This is a genomic window from Caulobacter sp. FG121, from assembly GCF_057809815.1.
The window spans coordinates 246,974-268,473 of record NZ_JBMDKR010000002.1 but is presented as its reverse complement, the minus strand read 5'-3'; the positions used below and the strand labels follow the sequence as shown (position 1 = coordinate 268,473).

General features: G+C 69.1%; 25 protein-coding genes. 9 read left to right on the top strand and 16 right to left on the bottom strand.

Features of this window, described 5'->3' with window-relative positions:
* Positions 1–51: 51 nt before the first annotated feature.
* Genes ACODSL_RS07235 through ACODSL_RS07225 form a run of 3 tightly spaced genes read right to left on the bottom strand, consistent with a single transcriptional unit; the run spans position 52 to position 1,942 of the window.
* Positions 52–1,095: a quinone-dependent dihydroorotate dehydrogenase gene (locus tag ACODSL_RS07235; protein WP_488899988.1), complete on the bottom strand. Its 1,044-nt coding sequence runs from the start codon at positions 1,093–1,095 to the stop codon at positions 52–54.
* Positions 1,092–1,436: a DUF952 domain-containing protein gene (locus ACODSL_RS07230; RefSeq protein WP_488899987.1), complete on the bottom strand. Its 345-nt coding sequence runs from the start codon at positions 1,434–1,436 to the stop codon at positions 1,092–1,094. The genes ACODSL_RS07235 and ACODSL_RS07230 overlap by 4 nt, the downstream gene beginning before the upstream one ends.
* On the bottom strand, positions 1,433–1,942 hold the full coding sequence (locus tag ACODSL_RS07225; protein WP_488899986.1) for a SixA phosphatase family protein: 510 nt from the start codon (positions 1,940–1,942) through the stop codon (positions 1,433–1,435). Before ACODSL_RS07225 ends, ACODSL_RS07230 begins: the two co-directional genes overlap by 4 nt.
* A 79-nt stretch (positions 1,943–2,021) precedes the next feature.
* Between ACODSL_RS07225 and metX the strand changes: the two genes are divergently transcribed.
* From metX to ACODSL_RS07210, 3 genes are read left to right on the top strand one after another with little or no spacing between them, the layout of a single operon-like run.
* Entirely contained in the window at positions 2,022–3,173 is a 1,152-nt protein-coding gene (gene metX / locus ACODSL_RS07220) for a homoserine O-acetyltransferase MetX (RefSeq protein WP_488899985.1), read from the top strand.
* A complete protein-coding gene (gene metW / locus ACODSL_RS07215; protein WP_488899984.1) occupies positions 3,170–3,829 on the top strand; it encodes a methionine biosynthesis protein MetW in 660 nt (219 codons plus the stop codon). Before metX ends, metW begins: the two co-directional genes overlap by 4 nt.
* 11 nt (positions 3,830–3,840) lie before the next feature.
* A complete protein-coding gene (locus ACODSL_RS07210) occupies positions 3,841–4,581 on the top strand; it encodes an endonuclease/exonuclease/phosphatase family protein (RefSeq protein ID WP_488899983.1) in 741 nt (246 codons plus the stop codon).
* Here the strand turns inward: ACODSL_RS07210 and ACODSL_RS07205 are convergent.
* The 3 genes from ACODSL_RS07205 to ACODSL_RS07195 all read right to left on the bottom strand — a co-directional run bounded on the left by ACODSL_RS07205 (position 4,466) and on the right by ACODSL_RS07195 (position 7,325).
* Positions 4,466–6,028, bottom strand: coding sequence for a phospholipase D-like domain-containing protein (locus ACODSL_RS07205; RefSeq protein ID WP_488899982.1), 1,563 nt, complete (start codon positions 6,026–6,028; stop codon positions 4,466–4,468). The two genes, ACODSL_RS07210 and ACODSL_RS07205, sit on opposite strands and share 116 nt — an antisense overlap.
* Positions 6,029–6,149: 121 nt before the next feature.
* A complete protein-coding gene (locus ACODSL_RS07200; protein ID WP_488899981.1) occupies positions 6,150–6,494 on the bottom strand; it encodes a P-II family nitrogen regulator in 345 nt (114 codons plus the stop codon).
* A 42-nt stretch (positions 6,495–6,536) separates the two neighbouring features.
* Positions 6,537–7,325 (bottom strand): class I SAM-dependent methyltransferase, encoded by a 789-nt coding sequence (locus tag ACODSL_RS07195; protein WP_488899980.1) that lies wholly within the window; start codon positions 7,323–7,325, stop codon positions 6,537–6,539.
* A gap of 70 nt (positions 7,326–7,395) precedes the next feature.
* Between ACODSL_RS07195 and gloB the strand changes: the two genes are divergently transcribed.
* Together gloB and ACODSL_RS07185 are read left to right on the top strand one after the other, a co-directional pair.
* On the top strand, positions 7,396–8,148 hold the full coding sequence (gloB, locus tag ACODSL_RS07190) for a hydroxyacylglutathione hydrolase (RefSeq protein WP_488899979.1): 753 nt from the start codon (positions 7,396–7,398) through the stop codon (positions 8,146–8,148).
* A complete protein-coding gene (locus tag ACODSL_RS07185) occupies positions 8,145–8,549 on the top strand; it encodes a cupin domain-containing protein (RefSeq protein ID WP_488899978.1) in 405 nt (134 codons plus the stop codon). Before gloB ends, ACODSL_RS07185 begins: the two co-directional genes overlap by 4 nt.
* 3 nt (positions 8,550–8,552) lie before the next feature.
* Here ACODSL_RS07185 and ACODSL_RS07180 read toward each other — a convergent pair whose 3' ends face one another.
* From ACODSL_RS07180 to ACODSL_RS07170, 3 genes are all read right to left on the bottom strand, one after another.
* Entirely contained in the window at positions 8,553–9,326 is a 774-nt protein-coding gene (locus tag ACODSL_RS07180) for a DUF4908 domain-containing protein (RefSeq protein WP_488899977.1), read from the bottom strand.
* A gap of 106 nt (positions 9,327–9,432) precedes the next feature.
* Positions 9,433–10,158 carry an acetoacetyl-CoA reductase gene (phbB, locus tag ACODSL_RS07175; RefSeq protein ID WP_488899976.1) on the bottom strand — a complete coding sequence of 242 codons (726 nt, stop codon included), beginning with the start codon at positions 10,156–10,158 and terminating at the stop codon, positions 9,433–9,435.
* 42 nt (positions 10,159–10,200) lie between these two features.
* Positions 10,201–11,376, bottom strand: a complete 1,176-nt coding sequence (locus ACODSL_RS07170; RefSeq protein WP_488899975.1) for an acetyl-CoA C-acetyltransferase — start codon at positions 11,374–11,376, stop codon at positions 10,201–10,203.
* 222 nt (positions 11,377–11,598) lie between these two features.
* Here ACODSL_RS07170 and phaR point away from each other — a divergent pair, with 222 nt between their 5' ends.
* Together phaR and ACODSL_RS07160 are read left to right on the top strand one after the other, a co-directional pair.
* Complete coding sequence (phaR, locus tag ACODSL_RS07165) at positions 11,599–12,252, top strand: polyhydroxyalkanoate synthesis repressor PhaR (RefSeq protein WP_488899974.1); 654 nt, start codon at positions 11,599–11,601, stop codon at positions 12,250–12,252.
* Between the two features lie 35 nt (positions 12,253–12,287).
* Positions 12,288–12,620 carry a hypothetical protein gene (locus tag ACODSL_RS07160; RefSeq protein ID WP_488899973.1) on the top strand — a complete coding sequence of 111 codons (333 nt, stop codon included), beginning with the start codon at positions 12,288–12,290 and terminating at the stop codon, positions 12,618–12,620.
* Here ACODSL_RS07160 and ACODSL_RS07155 read toward each other — a convergent pair.
* The 5 genes from ACODSL_RS07155 to ACODSL_RS07135 all read right to left on the bottom strand — a co-directional run bounded on the left by ACODSL_RS07155 (position 12,617) and on the right by ACODSL_RS07135 (position 14,748).
* On the bottom strand, positions 12,617–12,925 hold the full coding sequence (locus ACODSL_RS07155; protein WP_488899972.1) for a helix-turn-helix domain-containing protein: 309 nt from the start codon (positions 12,923–12,925) through the stop codon (positions 12,617–12,619). The two genes, ACODSL_RS07160 and ACODSL_RS07155, sit on opposite strands and share 4 nt — an antisense overlap.
* 133 nt (positions 12,926–13,058) lie before the next feature.
* A complete protein-coding gene (locus ACODSL_RS07150) occupies positions 13,059–13,496 on the bottom strand; it encodes a hypothetical protein (protein WP_488899971.1) in 438 nt (145 codons plus the stop codon).
* An 80-nt stretch (positions 13,497–13,576) separates the two neighbouring features.
* A complete protein-coding gene (locus tag ACODSL_RS07145; RefSeq protein WP_488899970.1) occupies positions 13,577–13,744 on the bottom strand; it encodes a hypothetical protein in 168 nt (55 codons plus the stop codon).
* Positions 13,731–13,898, bottom strand: a complete 168-nt coding sequence (locus ACODSL_RS07140; RefSeq protein WP_488899969.1) for a hypothetical protein — start codon at positions 13,896–13,898, stop codon at positions 13,731–13,733. The genes ACODSL_RS07145 and ACODSL_RS07140 overlap by 14 nt, the downstream gene beginning before the upstream one ends.
* Positions 13,899–14,010: 112 nt before the next feature.
* Positions 14,011–14,748, bottom strand: a complete 738-nt coding sequence (locus ACODSL_RS07135) for a glycosyltransferase family 2 protein (protein WP_488900292.1) — start codon at positions 14,746–14,748, stop codon at positions 14,011–14,013.
* A gap of 145 nt (positions 14,749–14,893) precedes the next feature.
* Between ACODSL_RS07135 and ACODSL_RS07130 the strand changes: the two genes are divergently transcribed.
* Positions 14,894–16,588, top strand: coding sequence for an ArnT family glycosyltransferase (locus ACODSL_RS07130; RefSeq protein ID WP_488899968.1), 1,695 nt, complete (start codon positions 14,894–14,896; stop codon positions 16,586–16,588).
* The gene (locus ACODSL_RS07125) at positions 16,585–17,493 is read left to right on the top strand and encodes a hydroxymethylglutaryl-CoA lyase (protein WP_488899967.1); all 909 of its coding nucleotides are present in this window, start codon (positions 16,585–16,587) and stop codon (positions 17,491–17,493) included. Before ACODSL_RS07130 ends, ACODSL_RS07125 begins: the two co-directional genes overlap by 4 nt.
* 61 nt (positions 17,494–17,554) lie before the next feature.
* Here ACODSL_RS07125 and ACODSL_RS07120 read toward each other — a convergent pair whose 3' ends face one another.
* Together ACODSL_RS07120 and smc are read right to left on the bottom strand one after the other, a co-directional pair.
* Positions 17,555–17,929 carry an endonuclease domain-containing protein gene (locus tag ACODSL_RS07120; protein ID WP_488900291.1) on the bottom strand — a complete coding sequence of 125 codons (375 nt, stop codon included), beginning with the start codon at positions 17,927–17,929 and terminating at the stop codon, positions 17,555–17,557.
* Positions 17,930–18,041: 112 nt separating this feature from the next.
* On the bottom strand, positions 18,042–21,482 hold the full coding sequence (gene smc, locus ACODSL_RS07115; protein WP_488899966.1) for a chromosome segregation protein SMC: 3,441 nt from the start codon (positions 21,480–21,482) through the stop codon (positions 18,042–18,044).
* Between the last annotated feature and the right edge of the window lie 18 nt (positions 21,483–21,500).

Genomic DNA, 21,500 nt, shown 5'->3' with positions numbered 1-21,500 from the left:
CGCGTGGCGCTTCGATGGCCCGGCGGGCGTGCTTTGACCAGAAAGCGCGCCTCATCCGGCGCCGATCGCCTCGCTGACGGACGCGAACCCTTCGGCGCGGAGACGGGCGGCAAGCTCACGCTTGACCCGCTGAATGAGCCCGGGCCCTTCGAAGACCATGGCCGAATAGAGCTGCACGGCGGATGCGCCGGCCCGGATCTTGGACAGGGCGTCGGCGCCGGAGGCGATCCCGCCCGCGCCGATCAGGGTCAGGCCTTTGTCGTTGGCCGCGTGGAAGCGCCCGAGCATGGTTGTCGACAAGGGCATCAGAGGCGGACCTGACAGACCGCCAGCCTCCGTCCTGTGCTGTGACCGCAGGCTGTCCGGCCGGGAAATGGTCGTGTTGGAAACGATAATCCCCTGCAGGCCAAAGGCGGCGACCGTCTCGACAATGGTCTCGACCTCTCCGTCCTCAAGGTCGGGAGCCACCTTCAGAAACACCGGGTAGTCTCCGGTCAGGGCGCCCCGCGCCTCGGCCAGACGGCCCAGCAGTTCTTCCAGCGCCGCCCGGGTCTGCAGGGCGCGCAGGCCCGGCGTGTTCGGCGAGGAGATGTTGACGGTGAAGTAGTCAGCCAGACCCCACAGCCGCTGCAGGCCCTGCACATAGTCGCCGATACGGTCGTTCGAGTCCTTGTTGGCTCCGATGTTGGCGCCGACCGGTCCGGCCGCGCGTCGACGAGCCAGGTTGCCGGCGAAGGCGCCCAGGCCGGCGTTGTTGAAGCCCATGCGGTTTATGACGCCGTGATCCTCGCTCAGCCGGAACAGGCGCGGCCGTGGATTGCCGGCCTGGGGCAGCGGCGTGACCGTCCCGCATTCGACGAAGCCGAACCCGGCCCTGAGCATGGCGGCCGGAACCTCGGCGTTCTTGTCGAACCCGGCGGCCAGGCCGACCGGCGAGGCGAGCGGAATGCCAGCCAGGCTTGTGGACAGGATCGGGTCGTCGGCTGTGCGGTCGACCGGGCCGAGGCCGGCCTTCAGGCCAATGATCGTGGCGGTGTGCGCGTCTTCCGGATCCAGCACGTGCAGCGCGCGCGCAAGGGTGTCGTGGACGGTCACGCCGTCAGGTCCGTCAGCACCGGTACGCCCTGGTCATCAAGGTCGACCGGCATCGCCTCGACCGCGAGGGCCGTGGGCAGTGGACCATAGAGATGCGGGAACAGGTCGCCGCCGCGCGATGCCTCCCACTTCAGGCCTTCGCCGAGCGCTTCGGCCTCGAAGGCCACCGCGACAAGGTTCTCGACGCCCGAAAAGTACTTGCGGCCCGTCTCGACGGCCTGGGCCGCGGTAGAGAAGTGGATGAAGCCGTCGGCGACATCGACCGGCGAACCGGTGAATACGCCCTCGTCGGACGCGGCCAGCCATTCGGCGCGGGTCAGCAGTTTGTAGATCCGCGTCACTCGCCGCCGCCCCCGCCGTGATCGGCGGCGTAGAACAGGCCGTCATAGGCGGGCCGTCCCGCCGCGTCGAAGGTGAAGGCCACCACCGTCGATGTCGGGAACCGGCTCTCCGCCCGGGCGATCAGCGCCCCGCCCGCGCCGCCTTCGCGCAGCAGACCGACAGTGAGGGCGTGCATGCCCGGATTGTGGCCGATGACCATGACCGAGTCGTGCTCGGCGCCGGCGGCTTCAGCCTCGAACAGGATCCGGCCGGCGTCAGCATTGTACAGCCCTGGCAGCGAGGTCGTCGCGGCCTTGGGAAAGGACAGGGAAACCTGATCCCACGTCTGTTGCGTGCGGCGGGCGGCGGACACCAGGCCGATGTCAGGAACCAGCCCCTCGTCGAGGAGCAGGCGGCCCATCAGGGCGGCGTCGGACAGGCCCCGGTCGGCCAACGCCCGCGCGAAGTCGCCGCCCGGATTGGACCGTTCAGCCTTGCCGTGGCGCATGAGGATCAGGCGTTTCATCGGGCCTCTCATAGCCGTCGACGCGGCCCGCCGGAAGGCGCCGGTTGACACTGGCCGCGCGTGGCGGTCCAAGGCCGAGATGACCCTTGAGGCGACGAGCGAGATTGAACAGCGGGGCGGTGTCTGGCGGTTTCCCGCCGGCCAGCCGCTGACGCTGGATTCCGGCGGCCGGATCGACAATCTCGAGGTCGCCTGGGCCAGCTACGGCCGGCTCAATGCCGACAAATCCAACGCCGTGCTGATCTGTCATGCGTTGACGCTCGACCAGCACGTCGCCGCGACCCATCCGGTGACCGGCAAGCCCGGCTGGTGGACCCGGCTGGTCGGTCCCGGCAAGCCGCTAGATCCGGCCCGGCATTTCATCCTTTGCGCCAACGTCGTCGGCGGTTGTCAGGGCACGACGGGCCCCGGCTCGGTCAACCCGGCGACCGGCCGCCACTGGGGCCTGACCTTTCCCGTCGTGACCATCGCCGACATGGTCCGGGCCCAGGCCATGCTGGTCGAGGCCATGGGGATCGAGACCCTCGCCGCCGTGGTCGGCGGCTCGATGGGCGGCATGCAGGTGCTGCAGTGGGCCTCGGACTATCCGGAGCGGATGTTCAGCGCGGTCTGCGTCGCCTCCGCCGCGCGCCACAGCGCCCAGAACATCGCCTTCCACGAGGTCGGCCGTCAGGCGATCATGGCCGACCCTGACTGGCGCGGCGGCGACTACGCCCTGCACGGAACCCGGCCCGAGAAGGGCCTGGCGGTGGCCCGCATGGCCGCGCACATCACCTATCTGTCCGAAACGGCCCTGCAGCGGAAGTTCGGCCGCGAGCTGCAACGCGACGGCCTGAGCTGGGGCTTCGACGCGGATTTCCAGGTGGAGAGCTACCTGCGCCACCAGGGGGCGACGTTCGTCGACAGGTTCGACGCCAACAGCTACCTCTACATCACCCGGGCGATGGATTACTTCGATCTCGCCGCCGGGCATGGCGGCGTGCTGGCCGAGGCCTTCCGCGGCGCGCGCGATGTGCGGTTCTGCGTGCTGTCGTTCACCTCTGACTGGCTCTATCCGACGACCGAGAGCCGCAGCATCGTGAGGGCGCTCAATGCGGCTGGAGCCCGGGCGAGCTTCGTCGAGATCGAGAGCGACAAGGGTCACGACGCCTTCCTGCTCGAGGAGCCGGTAATGGACTCGGCGCTGGCCGGCTTCCTGGATTCCGTCGATTCCGCCAGGGGCCTGAAATGAGCGGCGAGCGCGAGGATTTCCGCGAGATCCTTCGGCTGGTGCGGCCGGGCGCGCGGGTGCTCGACGTCGGCTGTGGTGGCGGGGAGTTGCTCGAACTGCTGGCGCGCGAGAAGCAGGCTGACGGGCGGGGCGTCGAGATCAGCGCCCAGGGCGTGTCCGCCTGCCTGGCCCGAGGCCTGGCCGTTATGCAAGGGGACGCGGACCGCGACCTTGACCAGTTCCCGACCGGCGCCTTCGACTACGCCATCCTGTCGCAGACGCTTCAGGCGACCCGCAACCCGCGCCAGGTGCTCGGCGAATTGCTGCGCATCGCCGACCGGGCCGTGGTCAGTTTCCCCAACTTCGGCCACTGGCGGGTGCGCTGGTCGCTGCTGACCCGTGGCCGTATGCCGGAAACCCGGTCATTGCCGGATCCCTGGTGGTCGACGCCGAATATCCACCTCTGCACCCTGGCCGACTTCAACGCCCTGGTCGCCGATCTGGATGTGCGGATCGAGGCCTGTGCGGCGCTGTCCGAAGGCAGCCCGGCCCGGATCATCAACCCGGACAGCACGCTGGAGAACTGGCGCGCCGAGGCGGCGCTGTTCCTTCTGGCGAGGCGAAGTACGGCTCCGGTGGAACCAGAGGACGTTCCACGCGATCTCTTCGGCGGATGACCCTTCGCCTCATGACCTGGAATGTCCACCGCTGCGTGGGCACGGACCGCAAGCTCGATGTCGGGCGGGTGGCCGAGGTGATTGCCGCCTGCAAGCCGGATGTCGTTGCACTGCAGGAACTGGACGTGGGCCGCCGCCGCACGGGTGGCGTTGACCAGGCCCACCGGCTGGCCGAGCTGCTGAGCATGCGGGCCCACTTCAATGCCGCCCTGACGGTCGAGGAGGAACGCTACGGCGACGCCATCCTGACCGCCCTGCCGGAACGGCTGGTCAAGGTGGGGCCGCTGCCCGGCTTGCCGAAGCTGCGCGGGCTGGAGCCCCGAGGCGCCCTCTGGGTGGCCGTGGAGGTCGATGGAGTCGAACTGCAGGTCATCAACACCCACCTGGGCTTGGTGCCCCGTGAACAACAGGTTCAGGCCGCGGAACTGCTGGGACAGCGCTGGCTCGGCTCGGAGGGTTTTGTCGGTCCGGCGGTGCTGCTCGGCGATTTCAACGCCACCCCGTTCTCGCAGACCTACCGCATGCTGACCGCCGTGCTGCGAGACGCCCAGGACGGGATGGGAAAGTCGCCGACCGCGACCTTTCCTTCAGGATTTCCGATCCTGCGCATCGATCACGTCTTCCTGTCGGACGGGATCAGGACGATTGCGGTTGAGTCGCCCTTCGATCCGCGGGCGCGGACGGCGTCGGATCATCTGCCGCTGGTGGTGACTCTGGCGCTGCCTGACCGATCATCGCCAGCTGCTGCCTGAGACGGCGACGCCGCAGCCACGGCCGCCAGGCGTCCGATGGCGCGGTGGGATCGCCGAGACTCCAGGCCACGACGATCCTCTCGAATGGACCAAGGGGACGGACGTCGACCGGCCTTAGCCGGCGGGGCGCGCTGTCGAGAGAGTCGATGGCCGCGCCAAGGCCGCCCGCCGTGGCGATGGCCGTCTGCACCTCCGCCAGGGTTCGCCCGAGGAAGTGGGCCACCAGCTCATCGCGGAAACCGACAATCGACGCGAAGGTCGAAGCGCCGGCGTCACCCGCCTCGGCTTCCAGCGCCAGGTCCAGCTCGGTGTCGAGGCCGGCCGAACGGTTGTTGAGGTTGGCCGAGCCGATGCGCAGGAAGCCGTCGTCGACGATGGTCACCTTCGAATGGACGATAATCGGCGCGCCGTCCGGGGTGCGGGCGCAGTAGGCCCGGAAGCGGCCGTGAACGTCGGCTCTGGCCAGGGCGGAGATGGCGGCCATGCGCGCGCTGTCCATGGTCAGGCGGTCAAACGTGCTCGGGCTGGCGGAGGGGCCAATGGTCACCACCTCCGGCCCGTCCGGTTCGGCCAGTCTGCGGGCGAGGGCCGCGACGACCGTCGGGGCGGCGAGATACTGGTTCTCCAGGTAGATGCAGCGCCGGGCCGAAGCGATGGCCGCCAGATGCAGCTTCAGCCCCTCGGTCACTTCAGGCATGTCCTTCCAGGCCGGCTGGGTGCGGACCAGCGCGACTTGCCGCCCGATAAGGTCCGGCGGGACATCGTCCGGCCAGGGCGATTCCACGGAAACGTCCGGCGGCGGCACGTCCAGAACGCCGCCTTCGGATCGGACCCACCGGTCGGCGAAGTGCTCGGCGCAGTCCTGGACCACGGCCCCCTCGATCATCACCGCGACATCGTGCCGGGGTTTGTAGTGTCGCAGGTTCGGCAGGCGACGACGACGATCGCCATCGGCGTGGTCGCAGGTATCCCAGCGGTCGATCCCGAGGTCTCCGCCGCTGACGAAGGCGACCCGACCGTCGATGACGACCAGCTTCTGGTGATGGCAGGCGCTGTTGGGCAGACTGTTGTCGAGCCGGAATTTGACCCGCGACCCCACGAATTCAGCCACGGCGCGCTCCGGAGCGAATGCCTGCGACGCATTGAGGGGAAAGGGCATGTCCCAGGCCAGCACCCGGACATCGAGCGCCGGATTGAGGGCCGCGAGCCGACGCAGCAACAGACCCAGCCGGTCGGCGGTGGCGGGATCGCCGCTGCGTTCGATACGGTCAGGCTCCAGGCGGGTCAGGGGATCGAACACCCAGGCGAGGATCCAGACCGACTGTCTGGCCTTCAGGATCGCGGCCTTCACGGCCCCGAAGTATTCAGCGCCGTCGACAAGAAAGGCCAGGGCGTCGGCCCGCGCCGTCCGCCAGCAGGTGTCATTCTCACGCAGAATGGTCGTCATGCCGCCCCGTGTCGCCCTCTGGGTTCAGGGGGTCAACGCGCAAGGCGGGAAGGGGCTCCAATCAACCCCTGTCCCAGCGGGAGAGGGAGGGGCCCGGCGCGAAGCGACGGGAGAAGGACAACTAACCAGCGATCGCCGCCGCGCCTGTCTCACCGGTGCGGATGCGCAGGACCTGCTCCAGATCCATGACGAAGATCTTGCCGTCGCCGATCTTGCCGGTGTTGGCGGTGCGGACGATGGCGTCGATCACCGCCTGGGCAACATCGTCGGGCGCGGCGATTTCCAGCTTCACCTTGGGGAGCAGCTTCACTTCGTATTCGGCGCCGCGATAGACCTCGGTCTTGCCTTTCTGACGACCGTAGCCGCGCACCTCGGTCACCGTCAGCCCGGACGCGCCGGCCTCGGTCACGCCATCGAGCACGGCGTCCAGACGGGAGGGTTTGATGACGGCGACGATCATCTTCATGGCGACAACTCCGATCGCACGGGTATTCAGTTCAGCCTCAAGCTAGGGCGAAACAGGCGCCGCCGCCAAGGGGTCTTGCTGCAATGCGGCATCGGGCGCCCGTCCAGCGGGCGCCGGGGGCGCGGGAACCAGGGTCCCCGGGACGAACACGCGGGCCCGTGCCCGCGCGCCCTTGGGTTTCAGGGCGTACGTCTGTTTGACCGCTTCCATGAGCATGACCCCCGCCAGCGGTGTCCAGAGCCAGGCCCCGACCTGCTCGAATCCTTCCGCCCAGCGGGACGTCCAGGCGAAGGGCGGGGCGTAGAGGGCGCGGGTCCAGCCCGAGGGTTCAAGGTCGGCGTCGCGCAATACCCGTTCCAGCTGGCTGCGGCTCCAGGGTCGGCCGTGGCCGAAGGGCGTGCCCTCGGCGTTGGACCACAGGCCGTTGCGCGCGGCGACGGCCACGATCACCCGCCCCGACGGGGCCAGCACGCGACAGACCTCGCTCATCAGGGCTGTGGCGTCGTCCGCCTCCTCGAGGGCGTGAACGCAAAGCACCCGATCGAACAGAGCATTTGGCAGGGGCAGGGCGGTCTCGTCGGCCAGACAGGCGAGGTTGCGATCGCTGACCGGCCAGACCTCCACGCCCTGGGTCGCCGGCATCACGGCGACCGTCCTGCGGGCACGCGCCCGGAACCGTTCGAGATAGGGGGTGGCGTAGCCGACGCCGAGCAGGTCCAGCCCGCGGGGGTCGCCCCAGGCCTCGGCGACCTTGCGGCCGACCATCTCCCGCGCCGCCCGTCCACGGGCGGAGGCGTAGAAGGCCCTGAGTTCCAGTACGTCGCGGCGCATTGGCGCTCCCGTTTCGAGTCGCAGTCAATGTAGGGTGGGGAGGTCCCCGCCGTCACTGTCCGAGGCCGATATGTCCGTCACCATCCACCAGTTCCCCTGCCTGTCAGACAACTACGGCTTTCTGGTCCGTGATGACGCCACAGGCCAGGCGGCCTGTATCGACACGCCGGACGCCGCGGCGATCCTGCGCGAGCTGAAGACGCTCGGCTGGACGCTGACGCACATTCTCAACACGCACTGGCATCCGGACCATGCCGGCGGAAACGCGGAGATCAAGGCGGCGACCGGCTGCACCGTGGTCGGCCCGGCCGAGGTCGAGCGGATCGGAACAGCGCCGGATCGGGTGGTCGACGACGGCGATGTGGTGATGCTGGGCGAGACCCGCTTCGACGTCATCAGCACCGGCGGCCACACGCTCGGGCACATCACCTTCCATGACGCCGCCGACAAGGTCGCATTCGTCGGCGACACGCTGTTCGCGCTCGGCTGTGGCCGTCTGTTCGAGGGCACGCCGCAGCAGATGTGGGCCAGCCTCGCGAAGCTGACCGCGTTGCCGGACCAGACAGCCGTCTACTGCGCCCACGAATACACGGCCTCGAACGCGCGATTTGCCCTGTCGGTGGATGCTGATCCGGCGCTCAAGGCGCGGGCCGAGCAGATTTTCGCCGCCCGCGAGCGGAACGAATGGACGGTGCCGACCAGCATCGGCCTGGAAAAGGCGACCAACCCCTTCCTGCGCGCGCCCTTGCTGCGTCCCGACATCGCCGACCCGGCCGAGGCCTTCGGCGCCGTCCGCGCGGCCAAGGACAGCTTCAAGGGATGACGGCGGCGGAGATCATCGCCCTGCTGGACCTCGCCCCGCATCCGGAGGGCGGCTGGTACCGCCAGACGTTCCGCGACACCGTTGGTCCCGAGGCCCGCGGCGCGTCGACGGCGATCTATTTCCTGCTTGAGGCGGGACAGGAAAGCCGCTGGCACCGCGTCGACGCGGCCGAGGTCTGGCACTACTACGCCGGCGCGCCGCTCTTGCTGACCATCGGCGGCGACGAGCACCGGCTCGGGTCGGATCTGGCGGCGGGTGAGCGTCCGAAGGCCATCGTTCCGGTCGGGGACTGGCAGAAGGCAAGGTCACTCGGCGACTGGACGCTGGTCGGCTGCACGGTAGCGCCGGGTTTCGATTTCGCCGGGTTCGAGATGGCGCCCGAAGGTTGGTCCCCGGGCTGAGCGCTACCTCAGCGCAACCGCGGCGATCCTGTCTGAGGAGGGGCGGCCAGCCATGCCGAGGCCCGGGGTCACGGCGATCAGCAGGGTGCCGGCGCGCAAGATGACGTCCGGCCGGCGGCCCTCGACGATCACTACGCGCTGGATCTTGGCCGTATGCGTCGCGCCGTCGGCCCGCTGGGTCAACCGCTCGATGGCCACGATCGACAGCACGGCGGCGTCGGCGATCAGACTCGAGGAGTCCGGCGTTGCCTCGGATTCGAAGCTGATCCGGTGCCTGGCGAGCCTGCTGGCGCGGACGCTTGCGCCCAGCAGGATCCGCAGCAGCTCGCCCGGGCCAATGGCCTTGAGCCGGATCGGACCCGCCGTCCCGGCGAGCGACGCCGCAGCTCCCGCGGGCCGCTTTCCAGTGAACAAGGTCAAGCCGCCGACCCGCGTGGCCCGCAACAGAACCTGGCCGATGTCATTCTTGTAGATGACGTCGCCGCGCGGCCCGATCGTCGGCTGCAGAACCCAGATTTCGGGACTGTTCTCGAAGCGCATCAGCGTGCGCTGACTGGAGCGGTCGAGGATGAAGCCCTCGCCGGTCTCCGACACATAGCGGGCGATCGGCGGCGGCGGCGCCTGCCGCTGACTCTCGCCGCGCTTGTCGCGGAACAGGAAATCCTTGAGCGATCCGTCCTGCGCGATGGCCGGCGCCGCGGCGCAGATGCACAGCAGCGTCAGTGTCGCCGCGACAATCGTCACGACTCCGGGAAAACGGACCTCAGTACTCGCCATTCCGTCGGTTCTGCACCGCGACTGGGGCGATTCTTGGACGGGTTCGCGCAAGGCGGCAAGCGCGGAACAGGGGGCACGCACGGTCGCGCATGCCCCCTCCCGGTAGTTAGCTGGCCAGATACTGGCCGCCGTTCAACGTGAAGGTCGCGCCGGTCACGAACCCTGCGCGCTCGCCGGCCAGATAGGAGACCATGTCGGCGATTTCCTCGCCCTTGCCGAGGCGGCCGACGGGAATGCCCGCGACGATTCCGGCCAGCACGTTTTCCGGCACGCCGGCGACCATGTCGGTGTCGATATAGCCCGGGCAGATCACGTTGACGGTGATGCCCTTCTTGGCGTTCTCGAGCGCCAGGGCCTTGGTGAAGCCGATCAGGCCCGCCTTGGCGGCCGAATAGTTGGTCTGGCCGACCTGGCCCTTCTGGCCGTTGATCGAGCTGATGTTGATCACCCGGCCCCAGTTGCGCTCGCGCATGCCTTCGATGACCGGACGGGTCATGTTGAAGGCGCTGTCCATGTTCACGCGGATGACCTCGCCCCACTGTTCGTAGGACATCTTGTGGAAGAAGCCGTCACGGGTGATGCCGGCGTTGTTGACCAGCACCTCGATCGGGCCGAGCGCGTCCTCGACCTCCTTCACCGCGCGGGCGCAGTCCTCGAAGTTGCCGACGTTGCCCTTGACGACCATCACGCCAAGCTCCTTGGCGGTGGCGGCGGCAGCTTCCTCATTGCCCGAATAGCCGGCGGCAACCTTCATGCCGTCGGCCTTCAGCCGCTCGACGATCGCCTTGCCGATGCCCCGGGTCCCGCCCGTGACGAATGCAACCCTGCTCATGCGCTTCTTCCCTGCAGATAGTGTTTTGAGTTTCTTGTTGGTTCAGACGGCTTCCACGCACATCGCCACGCCCATGCCGCCGCCGACACAGAGTGTCGCGGCGCCCTTCTTCGCGCCGGACCGCTTCATCTCGTGGAGCAGTGTGGTGAGGATGCGCGCGCCCGAGGCGCCGATCGGGTGACCGATGGCGATGGCGCCGCCGTTGACGTTGGTCTTGGCCGGATCGAGGCCCAGCTCGCGGACCACCGACAGCGACTGGGCGGCGAAGGCTTCGTTGGACTCCACGAGGTCGAGATCCGCGACGGTCCAGCCCGCCTTGTCGAGCGCCTTCTTCATCGCCGGGATCGGTCCCGTGCCCATGATTTCCGGCTCGACGCCGGCGCTGGCCCAGCTGGCGATGCGCGCCAGCGGCGTCAGGCCGCGCTTCTTCGCCTCGTCCGCGCTCATCAGCACCAGGGCGGCGGCGCCGTCATTGAGGCCGGAGGCATTGGCGGCGGTGACCGTTCCATCCTTGGTGAAGGCAGGGCGCAGACCCGACAGGCTTTCATAGGTCGCGCCGTGGCGGATGTATTCGTCCTGGTCGACGACGGTGTCGCCCTTGCGCCCCTTGATGGTCACAGGCGCGATTTCGCCGGCGAACTTGCCGGCCTTCTGGGCGGCTTCGGCGCGGTTCTGCGAGGTGACCGCGAAGCGGTCCTGGTCTTCGCGCGTGATCTGCCAGCGAACGGCGATGTTCTCGGCCGTCTGACCCATGTGGTAGCCGTGGAAGGCGTCCCACAGGCCGTCCTTGATCATGGTGTCGACGAAGCCCAGGTCGCCCATCTTCTGGCCGTTGCGGATGTTGGCCGCGTGCGGCGACTGGCTCATGCTCTCCTGGCCGCCGACGACGACGATGCTGACCGAACCGTCGGCGATCTGCTGGGCGCCAAGGGCCACCGCGCGCAGGCCGGAGCCGCACAGCTGGTTGAGGCTCCAGGCCGGGCTTTCGGCGGGGATGCCGGCGTTCATGGCGGCCTGGCGGGCGGGGCCCTGGCCGGCGCCGGCCTGCAGCACCTGGCCCATGATGACCTCGTCCACGTCGCCGGCGGTGATGCCGGCGCGCTCGACGGCGGCCTGGATGGCGATCTTGCCCAGCTCGTGGGCGGGCAGGCTGGACAGGGCGCCGTTGAACGACCCGACAGGGGTCCGGGCGGCCGAAACGATAACGATGTCGCTCATGGAATTTTCTCCGTCGTTCCCTGCGCGGCGCCCCGGCGGTACGAGCCCGGAGCGCTCAATTTTCTCTTGCGAAGCCGCACCTTGCATAGACGAACCGTGTTCGTCACGCGCTCATTTTGCAGCGCAATATGCTGCGCAGCATAACGGCTCTTTCGTCATGCCTTTGCATCCGCGATAGTGCGGTGCGAAAAGGCGCGGGAAAGCGCTCTTCAGGGAATGGAAATGTCCGAGAAGCCCCAGTCCGGCGAAAATGCCGCCGGAGACAAGAACGGCGGCGAACGCGTCGTCATCAAGAAATACGCGAACCGGCGGCTCTACAACACGGCGTCCAGTTCCTACGTCACGCTCGAACACCTGTCGGACATGGTGAAGGAGGGCGTCGACTTCGTGGTCTATGACGCCAAGACCGGCGAGGACATCACCAGGCCCGTCCTGACCCAGATCATCTTCGAAGAGGAAAACCGGGGTGGCGGCCAGAACCTCCTGCCGATCCAGTTTCTCCGTCAGCTGATCGGCTTCTACGGCGGCCAGATGCAGGCGTTCGTTCCCAGCTTTCTGGAAATGAGCCTGGCCAACTTCGCCAAGCAGCAGGAGCAGTTTCGCAGCCAGTTCGGAGCGATGACCCCCGGCGCCGGCCTGACCGGGGCGGGCCTGGGCGCCTACGAGGAACAGGTGCGCCAGAACATGGTGCTGTTCGATCGGGCGATGAAGATGTTCTCGCCCTTCGGCGGCTACGGAAACCGCACCGAGGAAAGCGAAGCGGCGACGAAATCCGCCGAGACGCCGCCTGCCGGGGGCGACGACGCCTTCAACGAGCTCAAGCGCCAGATGGCCGCCATGCAGGCGCAACTCGAGAAGCTGGCGACCAAGGGCTGAGAACTTCTTTACCCTCGCTACGCTAGGCTGGGGTCATGACCGGTTCCGTCGACCCCGTTCGCCCGTTCGAGCGCCGCCAGACCCGCCGTCGCGTGGAGGACGCCTCCCGCCCGGCGCCGGCTGATGGTGGGACGAATCTGCCGGTCGTGATCGCGACCCCCCACGCCGAAGAGATCGCGGATCCGCCGCCGGCCCAAGGTTATTCGGTCTTCACGGCCCAGATCTACGGTCAAACCGGTCAAAAGCGTGGTCTGCGCGGCGGACAGCCCGTAATCGACGAGGCCCGCGCCGCCTACCTCGAGACTGAATACTCGGGTCCGGACGACCGCAGGCCGCCCAAGGGCCTGCTGAAGAAGACCGAAATCTAGCGCTTCAGGCGCGCCACCTCGGCCTCAAGCGCCGCCACCCGACGTTCCAGCGCCGCGAGGCGTGAGGCGGGATCGGCGCCCGGCGTGGGCGTGGAAACCCCTGCGCGGTTCGCCAGTTCGGCCCCGCTGACCCCCAGCAGTTCCGCGAGCGACGCCACCTCGGCGGCGGACAGCTCTCGCTGGTCCTTCCACACGAGGGCGAGTTCCGCCTCGCTCATACCCGTGGCGGCGGCCAGGACACCGCGCGTCAGCCCGCGCTCCGCGAGCCGCGCGTCAAACCAGAGCTGATCGAAGAACAGGGCCATCAGCCGGCAAACTGGCGCGGGTCTTGCTTAACCGGAAGTGAATCCAACGCTGGAGCGCTCCCGTGTCCCTGTTCGCCATCCGCCTTCTGGACGTCGCCGTCGTGACCCTGATCTTCACGGTCCTCACCTGAAGTCAGTGGCCGTCGATCCCCCCGCCGGCCAGGTCGATGTCCCGGCGGGCGGCGACGATGGTCACGATGAACCCGGCCAGCACATCCAGCAGGACCATCAGGGTCATCAGGAAGAAGGTCGAGGTCGCGAACGCCGGCGCGAGCAGGAATTCGATCAGGCAGACGATGAACAGGATCATCGACAGCGAGTGATTGATGATGGCGATCCGGCGGCTCGTGGTCGACTTCAGCAGCTCGATGAACAGGACCACCAGCGCGCCCGCCAGCAGCAGGTCCGACAGACTCACCGGCCAGGGTGACCCGGACGTCATGGATACAGTGAACAGCGGCTCGGTGAACCGGCCGCTCGCGGCGTGTGAACCGAAGCCGCCCGCGAGCGTCAGGGCGACCAGATTGTAGACCAGCACCGGCAGGGCCAGCAGCGGAAACGCGGCGAACATGGGCAGATCTCCCCCAACCCGGGATAACCCCGGTTCGCAACGGTTAACCTCTTTCGGCCTGTCGGTGAAGCGAGCTCGCCTCAGCGGGGCGTGGCGGCCGGTTGCTCGGCTGCGTTCAGCGCCGCTTCCTTCTCGGCGATGATGCGGTCGAGCTTTTCGATCTGCCGCTTTTCGTAGAGCAGGTAGCCGATCAGGCTAACGGCGATCAGGGCGAGAATGACGCCGATGACGGGGTCAAAGTAGTCCATCGCGGTCTCCTTGCGGCGCAAGATAGAGCGCGGCGAATGCGCAGACCAGTCCGAACGCAAGGCTGACGAACTGGCCCAGGCCGAACTGGCCGGAACGCAGGACAGGGTCCGCCACCGAGACGCCTAGCGCCCCGTACGCCGATGTCGTCAGCATCTGCACGCCTAGGAGCATTCTATGCGCGCGGTCCCGCCGCGCCCGCCGATCCAGTTCCGCGAAGACCATGCGCCACCTTTCAGTGGAACATAACCGGAACAACTATTGAGTGTCAAACTTCGTCGGCGCCGCCTGGGTTGCGGGCGCGGGACTGGAGCCACATGACCCCCAGAAGGTCGCTGACCGAGGCCTTGAGCCGTCCGAAGTTGGTGTACTTCGATACGCCCGTCTCGCGGTGGCGATGGTTCACCGGCTGGAAGCCGATCTGGTAGCCCTCGCGGATCATCAGCGCCGGAAGGTAGCGGTGGATGTGGTCAAAGTAGGGGAGGCGAAGGAAGGCCTCGCGCCGGAACGCCTTCAGGCCGCATCCCGTGTCGGTCGCGCCGTCCTTCAGCAGCCAGTTGCGCACGCCGTTGCCGAAGCGCGACGCGATCTTCTTGGCCGCGCTGTCCTGACGCTTCACGCGCTCCCCGCCGATCATCGCGAGTTCTGCCGGGCCGGCCTTGAGAGCCTCCGCCAGCCGCGGGGCGTCGGCCGGGTCGTTCTGGCCGTCGCCGTCCAGGGTGATTACGATCGGCGCGCGAGCGGCCATGATGCCGGTGCGGATCGAGCGGCTCTGGCCGGCGTTCTTGCGGTGAGACAGCACCCGCAGCATCGGCAGCTCCGCTTTCAACTCGGTCAGCAGCGCCAGGGTGTTGTCGCGGCTGGCGTCGTTGACGAACACCATCTCGAAGTTCGTGCCCTTGAAGGCGCCGGCGATCTCGCGCGCAAGGGCGGGCGCGGCGCCGCCCTCATCGAACACGGGCACCACGACGGAGAAGTCGGGAGTCGACGGAACGGCCTTCGCCATGGTCTTCGGCGCGGCCTTTGCGGCGGCTTTCACAGAGGCTTTCGGAGCGGCGGGCGCCTTGCGGCGCGGCGCGGGAGTCTTTTCGGTCATGACTCCCTATAGCCGAAAAGACGTCGGAAGGGAGGATCGTGCTATCAGGAGTTCCATGACGTTCGAATCCCGCCTTGACCAATGGAGCCGCGGCTGGCGCGGTCCGATGCTGGCCGCTCTCGTCGCGCTGATCGCCGGACTGCCCGGCCTGCTGGCCGTGCCGCCGCTGGACCGCGACGAGTCGCGATTCGCCCAGGCCACGGCCCAGATGCTCGAGACCGACGACTATGTCTCGATCAACTACCAGGACCAGCCGCGCGACAAGAAGCCGGTCGGCATCCACTGGCTTCAGGCGATCAGTGTCGCGGCCCTGTCCGACGCGGCCGACCGGGACATCCAGCCCTACCGGATACCCTCGCTGCTCGGCGCTATGCTGGCGGCGGCGGCCTGCGCATGGGGCGCGACGGCGTTCTTCGGCGCGCGCACGGGCCTGCTCGCGGGGGCGATGTTCGGGGCCAGCTTCCTGCTCTCGACCGAGGCCGGGATCGCCAAGACCGACGCGGTGCTGGCCGGGACCGTCACCCTTGCGCTGGCGGCCATGGGCCGCATCTGGTTTTCGCACCGGGGTGGCCCACCCGTTACCTGGCGAACGCGGTTGCTGTTCTGGCTGGCGATCGGGGTGGCGACGCTGGTCAAGGGGCCGGTCGGCCCGCTGGTCGCGCTGATGGCCGGACTGGCGCTGTGGGCGTCCGAGCGCAAGATCGACTGGGCGAAGTCGCTGGGCTGGGGCTGGGGGCCGCTGCTGGTGCTGGCGATCTTCGGGCCGTGGGCCTGGGCGATCACCGTGGCCAGTGACGGCGCGTTCTGGGGCGCGGCGATCAGCGGCGATCTGACGCCCAAGCTGGTCGGCGGCCACGAGCGGCACGGCGGCCTGTTCGGCTATCACGCCGTCCTTTCACCGATGCTGACCTTCCCCGGCAGCCTGCTGCTGCCGGCCGGCCTCGTGCTGGGCTGGAAGGCGCGCACCGAGCCCGGCGTGCGGTTCGCGCTGTGCTGGCTGATCCCGACCTGGCTGATGTTCGAGCTGCTGCCGACCAAGCTCGCCCACTACAGCCTGCCGGCGCAGGGCGCGCTGTTCATCTTGATGGCCGCCGCGCTGCGAGAACCGCTGGGTCGCAAGACGCGGATCGCGGGCGTGGCCGTGCTGGCCTTCGCCTGCCTGGTGTTTAGCGCCCTCAGCATCGCCGGCCTGGCCGAGTACGGCGACGGTAGTGACCTGACCTGGGGCGCCATCACCGTCGCGCTGTTTGTCGCGACCGCCATCACCGGCGGCGTGCTGATCTTTCGCAAGGCCGCCGGAACGGCGCTGGTCGCGGCCGGAGCCCTCGGCATTCTTGCCCACGCAACGTTCTTCGGCCAGCTGGCGCCGCGGCTGGAGCCGCTCTGGATCTCGCAACGGGTCGCGGCGGCCATGGAGAGCACAGGCCTCGCGCCCCGCGCCGGCGTCGTTCCGGGTCCCGTCGAAGTCGCCGGCTATGCCGAGCCGAGCCTGGTCTTCGCGCTGGGTACGGATACGGGCCTGGGCGGCGCCGGGGAGGCAGCCGCGGCCATCGCGGCCGGCCGTCCGGCGATCGTCGAGAAGAAGGAGCAGCCCGCCTTCCTCGCCGCACTGACGGCCGCCGGCTTGTCTCCCCACCCCGCCGGGACCATCTCTGGCGTCGATTATTCCAATGGCGACGACATGACCCTGACCCTCTATCGCGGCGAGCCGCAGCCCGCGCCGGCCTCCGTTCAGCCGGTGGCGCCATGAGCGGCCGGAAGATCGACATCGTCGAGGTCGGCGCCCGCGATGGCCTGCAGAACGAGAAGACCGTCCTCGACGTGGGTCAGAAACTCGACCTGATCGCCCGGCTCGAGGCCGCAGGCGTGCGTCGCCAGGAAGTGGTCAGCTTCGTCAACCCGGCCCGCGTGCCGCAAATGGCCGGGGCCGAGGAGATCATGGCCGCCCTGCCGCACGACGACGCCCGCTCGCGCATCGGCCTGGTGCTGAACATGCGCGGCTGGGACCGCTGTGTCGCCGGCCAGTGCGATGAGGCCAATGTCGTGGTCTGCGCCAGCGACGGCTTCGGCATTCGTAACCAGGGCGCCTCCGTGACCGAACAGATCGCGACCATGGGCGCCATCGCCGCGCGCAGGCATGCGGAGGGCGGCCCGCCGATCACGGGCACCATTTCGGTCGCCTTCGGCTGTCCGTTCGACGGCGAGATCAGCGAGGACCAGGTCGTCGCTATCGTCCGCGAGATGGTCGCCGCGAAGCTGGACGAGATCGCCCTGGCCGACACCATCGGCGTGGCCGACCCCTGGGTCGTGCGCAAACGGGTCGAGGCGGTGCAGGCTGTGATCGGCGACATCCCGCTCCGGATGCATTTCCACGACACCCGCAACACCGGCATCGCCAACGCCTACGCCAGCGTCGAGGCGGGAGTGTCCATCCTTGACGCCTCCGTCGGCGGCCTGGGCGGCTGCCCGTTCGCCCCGGCCGCGACGGGCAATATCGGCACCGAGGACCTGGCGTACATGCTCGACCGCGCGGGGTTCGACACCGGGCTGGATATCGGCAAGCTCATCGACACGGCCCAATGGGTGGGCGGCCTGATCGGCAAGCCGCCGGCGTCGTCGGTCTCGCGGGCGGGGGTGTTCCGGACTGTGACCTGACCTTCCTCTCCCGGAGGGAGAGGTGGCCTGGCGGAGCCAGGTCGGAGAGGGAGTGGCCAGTCTATCCGAACGGATAGCCTGGTCCACGCCACCCCAGTTCTGCGCTGATCAACGCAAGCGCTGCATCGAGGTTCTCCAGCACCAGGCGCACTGGCAATCTCACTGTCCTGACCCCTTGGCTGGCCACCCATGCATCGCGGACGGCATCCTGCAGTCTCCGCTCCTCAAGGTGGTGGAAACCGCCGTCGACCTCGACGGCCAACCTGACGCGGTCACAGTAGAAATCGAGGATGTAGGGTCCGAAGGGGTGTTGCCGCCGGAAACGCAGGCCGTTGAACCGGTTCGCCCTGAGGACGCGCCAAAGGGCGATCTCGGACGGCGTCATTCTCTGACGGTGAGCGCGCGCCCGCGCTGGTGAACGAGGTGCATTTTTCATCGATACAAGTTGAACTTGTATTTCCTCAGGGTGCAACACTGGAGACATGGGCGTCTCCCTCTCCGACCCGGCGCTGCCGGGCCACCTCTCCCTCCGGGAGAGGAAAGGGGTATTAAGCCACCAGCGCTTCCGCCGTCTGCAAGTCGACGCTGACCAGCTGACTCACCCCCCGCTCTGCCATGGTCACGCCGAACAGGCGCTCCATCCGGCTCATGGTCACCGGGTTGTGGGTGATGCAGATGAAGCGGGTCGCGGTGCGGGCGCGCATTTCGTCGAGCATTGAGCAGAAGCGGTCGACGTTGGCGTCGTCGAGCGGGGCGTCGACTTCGTCGAGCACGCAGATCGGCGAGGGGTTGGCGAGAAACACGCCGAAGATCAGGGCCGAGGCCGTCAGCGCCTGCTCGCCGCCGCTCATCAGGCTCATGGTCGACAGCCGCTTGCCCGGCGGGCAGGCGAAGATCTCGAGGCCGGCTTCCAGCGGATCGTCGGACTCGATCAGGCGAAGCTCGGCCTCGCCCCCGCCGAACAGGGCCTGGAAGAGCGCCTGGAAGTGGCCGTTGATGATGTCGAACGCAGCCAGCAGCCGGGCGCGGCCTTCGGCGTTCAGCTCCTCGATGCCTTCGCGCAGCTTGGCCACGGCGCCCGTCAGATCGGCGCGCTCGGTCTTGAGAACCAGCACCCGGGCGCCCTGTTCGGTCGCCTCTTCCTCGGCGCGCAGGTTGACCAGGCCGATGGCGTCGCGGTCGCGCTCAAGGGCGTAGAGGTGGGCCTCGACCCCGCCGGCGTCGCCGGGGATCGCGATGGCTTCTTCGGTGATCCGCTGGCCCAGTTCCTCGGGCTCCATCTTGGCCGACTCGCGGATGTTGCCGGCGATCTCGCTGAACCGCTCGCGGGCGGCGTCGAGGCGGGCGGAAAGGCCGGCGCGCTGCTCGCGGGCCTCGGCGGCGGCGGCGTCGGCGGCGCGGGCCGCGCGGTCGGCGGCGGCGCGGGTCGCCTCGCCCTGTTCGAGGGCGTCGCTGGATTTGGCGCGGCGGGCCTCGGCCATGGCGTACTCGTCGAGCAGCTTCGTCGTGCGGGCTTCCAGTGTGCGCGGCGCCTCACGGGCGGCGACCAGGCCGGCGTCGGTGTTCTGGCGGGCCTCGATCAGGCCGTCGACGCGCTTGCGGGCGGCGGTCTGGCGGCGGGCCCAGTCGTCGCGGTCGCGCTGCAGGGTTTCCAGCCTGCGGGCGCGGCCGTCGCGTTCGCGGGTCTCGATGTCGACGGCGGCGCGGGCTTCCGACGCGGCCTCGCGGGCGACCTGGGCGGCGGCCCGGGCCGCGTCGAGCATCGGCGAAAGATTGGCGGAGGACCCGTCCTCGGACGCGTCGGCGCGGGCGGCGGCCAGGGCCGTCTCGGCCTCGATCCGCTCGGCGTCGAAGCGGGCGATGGTCTCGTCCAGCGACTGGGCGCGAGCGTCGCGGCGGGTCGCCTCGTTGGTCAGCCGTTCGACCGTGTCGCGGGCGGCAGCCAGGGCGCGCTCGGCGTCCTGCGGTGCGCGGCGGGCGTCTCGCAGGGCTTCTTCGGCGGCCCGGAAGCGGACCTGGGCGGCCTTGAGCGTCTCCGTCGCGGTGTCCGCGGCGGGAGTCAGGATCTCGATCTCGGCCTCGACCTCAGCCAGGCGCGTGCGTTGCTCCAGGCGGATCGCGGCCGGGCGCGGGGCCTCGGCCCGGGCGGTGAAGCCGTCCCAGCGCCACAGGTCACCCTCGCGGGACACGAGACGTGCGCCGGCCGGGAGGGTCTTGCTCAGACGCTCGCCGTCCTTGCGCTCGACCAGGGCGGTGTAGGCGAGGCGGGCGGCCAGTTCAGGCGGCGCCTTGATCAGCGGGGCAAGCGGTGTCGCGCCCTCGGGCCACTTCGGCCCCTCGGCGTCGCGGCCGGCCCAGTAGGACGGCGCCTTGGCGTCGAGCGCGGCTTCCAGGTCGTCACCAAGCGCGGCGGCCAGGGCGGCTTCGTAGCCACGGTCGGGCGTGACGGTGTCCAGCGCCGGGGCGAAGCCGGACTTGCCGCGCGGCGCCGACAGCTGGGCCAGGCCCCTGGCCTCGGTCTTCAGCCGGCCCAGCTTGTCTTCCAGCTGGCGGGCTGCGTCGCGGGCGGCGCCCTCGGCGCGGGCGGCGTCGGAACGTTCGGTTTCGGCGGCCTCGAGCTTCGCGCGGGCGGCGGCGAGGGCGGAGGTGGCGGCTTCGAAGGCGGCGGCTGCCTCGGCTGCGCGCGGATCGACGGTAGGGCCGATGGCGGCGCGGTCGGCCTTCGCCTGCTCCAGGGCGCGAACCGTGCGGTTGAGGCGACTCTCGGCATCAGCGACGCGGGCGCGGGCGGCGCCCCGGCGGGCCTCGTCAGCGGCGACCCCGGCGGCCAGGTTCTCCACCTCGCGGTCGGCGGCGGCGCGCACATCTTCGGCGGCCTTCAGGGTCGCCTGCAGTTCGGGCAGACGGGAAGGGGCCGACTGCACCTCTGCCTCAACAACAAGGAGTTCCGTCGCCAGCCGTTCCAGCGCGGTCGCAGCGTCCTCGATGATCTGGGTCTCGCGGGCCGTGTCGACGTCGATGCGGGCCAGCTCATTGGTCAGGCGTTCGACCTCGGCGGCGGCCGTTTCGTGCTCGCGCTCCAGTCGGTCCTTCTCGATGGCCAAGCGGTTGAGGATGGCGGCGGAGACCGTCTCCTCCTCGCGCAGCGGCCGGATCGCCTCTTCAGCCTTCTGCGCCTCGATGGTCGCGGCGGCGGCGGCGCGGGCAGTGTCTTCGACCAGCCGGCCGGAGTTGGTTGACTCCTCCTCGACCCGCAGCAGGGTGTCGCGGGCCTCGGTCCAGCGCGCGAACATCACCGCCCCCTGCACGGCGCGGATCTCGGCTGACAGCTTCTTGTAGCGCTCGGCCTGGCGGGCTTCGCGGCGCAGCCGGGCCAGCGAGGCGTCCAGCTCGCGAATGACATCGTCGAGGCGGTTGAGGTTGGTCTCGGCCGCCCGCAGCCGCAGCTCGGCCTCGTGGCGGCGAGTGTGCAGGCCGCTGACGCCGCCGGCCTCCTCGAGGATGCGGCGGCGGTTCTGCGGTTTGGCGGCGATCAGCTCGCTGATCTGCCCCTGACGGACCAGCGCCGGGGAGTTGGCGCCCGTCGAGGCGTCGGCGAACAGCAGCTGCACGTCGCGGGCGCGGACCTCGCGGCCGTTGACCCGGTAGGTCGAGCCCTCGCCGCGGTCGATGCGGCGGACCACCTCGATGACGGCGTGCTGGTTGAACTGCGCAGGCGCCGTGTGGTCGCCGTTGTCGATGGTCAGGGTGACTTCAGCGTGGTTGCGCGGCGGCCGTGAGCCCGCGCCGTTGAAGATCACCTCGTCCATGCCGCCGGCCCGCATGGCCTTGGCGGAGTTGGCCCCCATGACCCAGCGCAGGGCTTCCAGCAGGTTCGACTTGCCGCATCCGTTCGGCCCGACGATGCCCGTGAGTCCGGGCTCGATCCGGAACTCGGTCGGATCGACGAAGGACTTGAACCCGGAAAGGCGCAGCCGCTGGAAGTGCACGGGCCGGTGAGACCTTCC

What these genes read in the sequence shown, in the direction of transcription:
- ACODSL_RS07185 (WP_488899978.1), top strand. Translation starts at nt 8,145, where the DNA reads ATGACGGCGGCGGAGATCATCGCCCTGCTGGACCTCGCCCCGCATCCG.
- metW (WP_488899984.1), top strand. Translation starts at nt 3,170, where the DNA reads ATGAGCGGCGAGCGCGAGGATTTCCGCGAGATCCTTCGGCTGGTGCGG.
- ACODSL_RS07210 (WP_488899983.1), top strand. Translation starts at nt 3,841, where the DNA reads ATGACCTGGAATGTCCACCGCTGCGTGGGCACGGACCGCAAGCTCGAT.
- ACODSL_RS07170 (WP_488899975.1), bottom strand. Translation starts at nt 11,376, where the DNA reads ATGAGCGACATCGTTATCGTTTCGGCCGCCCGGACCCCTGTCGGGTCG.
- ACODSL_RS07145 (WP_488899970.1), bottom strand. Translation starts at nt 13,744, where the DNA reads ATGGACTACTTTGACCCCGTCATCGGCGTCATTCTCGCCCTGATCGCC.
- ACODSL_RS07125 (WP_488899967.1), top strand. Translation starts at nt 16,585, where the DNA reads ATGAGCGGCCGGAAGATCGACATCGTCGAGGTCGGCGCCCGCGATGGC.
- ACODSL_RS07155 (WP_488899972.1), bottom strand. Translation starts at nt 12,925, where the DNA reads ATGGCCCTGTTCTTCGATCAGCTCTGGTTTGACGCGCGGCTCGCGGAG.
- ACODSL_RS07160 (WP_488899973.1), top strand. Translation starts at nt 12,288, where the DNA reads ATGACCGGTTCCGTCGACCCCGTTCGCCCGTTCGAGCGCCGCCAGACC.
- ACODSL_RS07135 (WP_488900292.1), bottom strand. Translation starts at nt 14,748, where the DNA reads ATGGCGAAGGCCGTTCCGTCGACTCCCGACTTCTCCGTCGTGGTGCCC.
- ACODSL_RS07120 (WP_488900291.1), bottom strand. Translation starts at nt 17,929, where the DNA reads ATGAAAAATGCACCTCGTTCACCAGCGCGGGCGCGCGCTCACCGTCAG.
- ACODSL_RS07140 (WP_488899969.1), bottom strand. Translation starts at nt 13,898, where the DNA reads ATGCTGACGACATCGGCGTACGGGGCGCTAGGCGTCTCGGTGGCGGAC.
- phbB (WP_488899976.1), bottom strand. Translation starts at nt 10,158, where the DNA reads ATGAGCAGGGTTGCATTCGTCACGGGCGGGACCCGGGGCATCGGCAAG.
- ACODSL_RS07195 (WP_488899980.1), bottom strand. Translation starts at nt 7,325, where the DNA reads ATGCGCCGCGACGTACTGGAACTCAGGGCCTTCTACGCCTCCGCCCGT.
- ACODSL_RS07200 (WP_488899981.1), bottom strand. Translation starts at nt 6,494, where the DNA reads ATGAAGATGATCGTCGCCGTCATCAAACCCTCCCGTCTGGACGCCGTG.
- ACODSL_RS07130 (WP_488899968.1), top strand. Translation starts at nt 14,894, where the DNA reads ATGACGTTCGAATCCCGCCTTGACCAATGGAGCCGCGGCTGGCGCGGT.
- ACODSL_RS07150 (WP_488899971.1), bottom strand. Translation starts at nt 13,496, where the DNA reads ATGTTCGCCGCGTTTCCGCTGCTGGCCCTGCCGGTGCTGGTCTACAAT.
- metX (WP_488899985.1), top strand. Translation starts at nt 2,022, where the DNA reads ATGACCCTTGAGGCGACGAGCGAGATTGAACAGCGGGGCGGTGTCTGG.
- ACODSL_RS07225 (WP_488899986.1), bottom strand. Translation starts at nt 1,942, where the DNA reads ATGAAACGCCTGATCCTCATGCGCCACGGCAAGGCTGAACGGTCCAAT.
- ACODSL_RS07205 (WP_488899982.1), bottom strand. Translation starts at nt 6,028, where the DNA reads ATGACGACCATTCTGCGTGAGAATGACACCTGCTGGCGGACGGCGCGG.
- gloB (WP_488899979.1), top strand. Translation starts at nt 7,396, where the DNA reads ATGTCCGTCACCATCCACCAGTTCCCCTGCCTGTCAGACAACTACGGC.
- phaR (WP_488899974.1), top strand. Translation starts at nt 11,599, where the DNA reads ATGTCCGAGAAGCCCCAGTCCGGCGAAAATGCCGCCGGAGACAAGAAC.
- ACODSL_RS07180 (WP_488899977.1), bottom strand. Translation starts at nt 9,326, where the DNA reads ATGGCGAGTACTGAGGTCCGTTTTCCCGGAGTCGTGACGATTGTCGCG.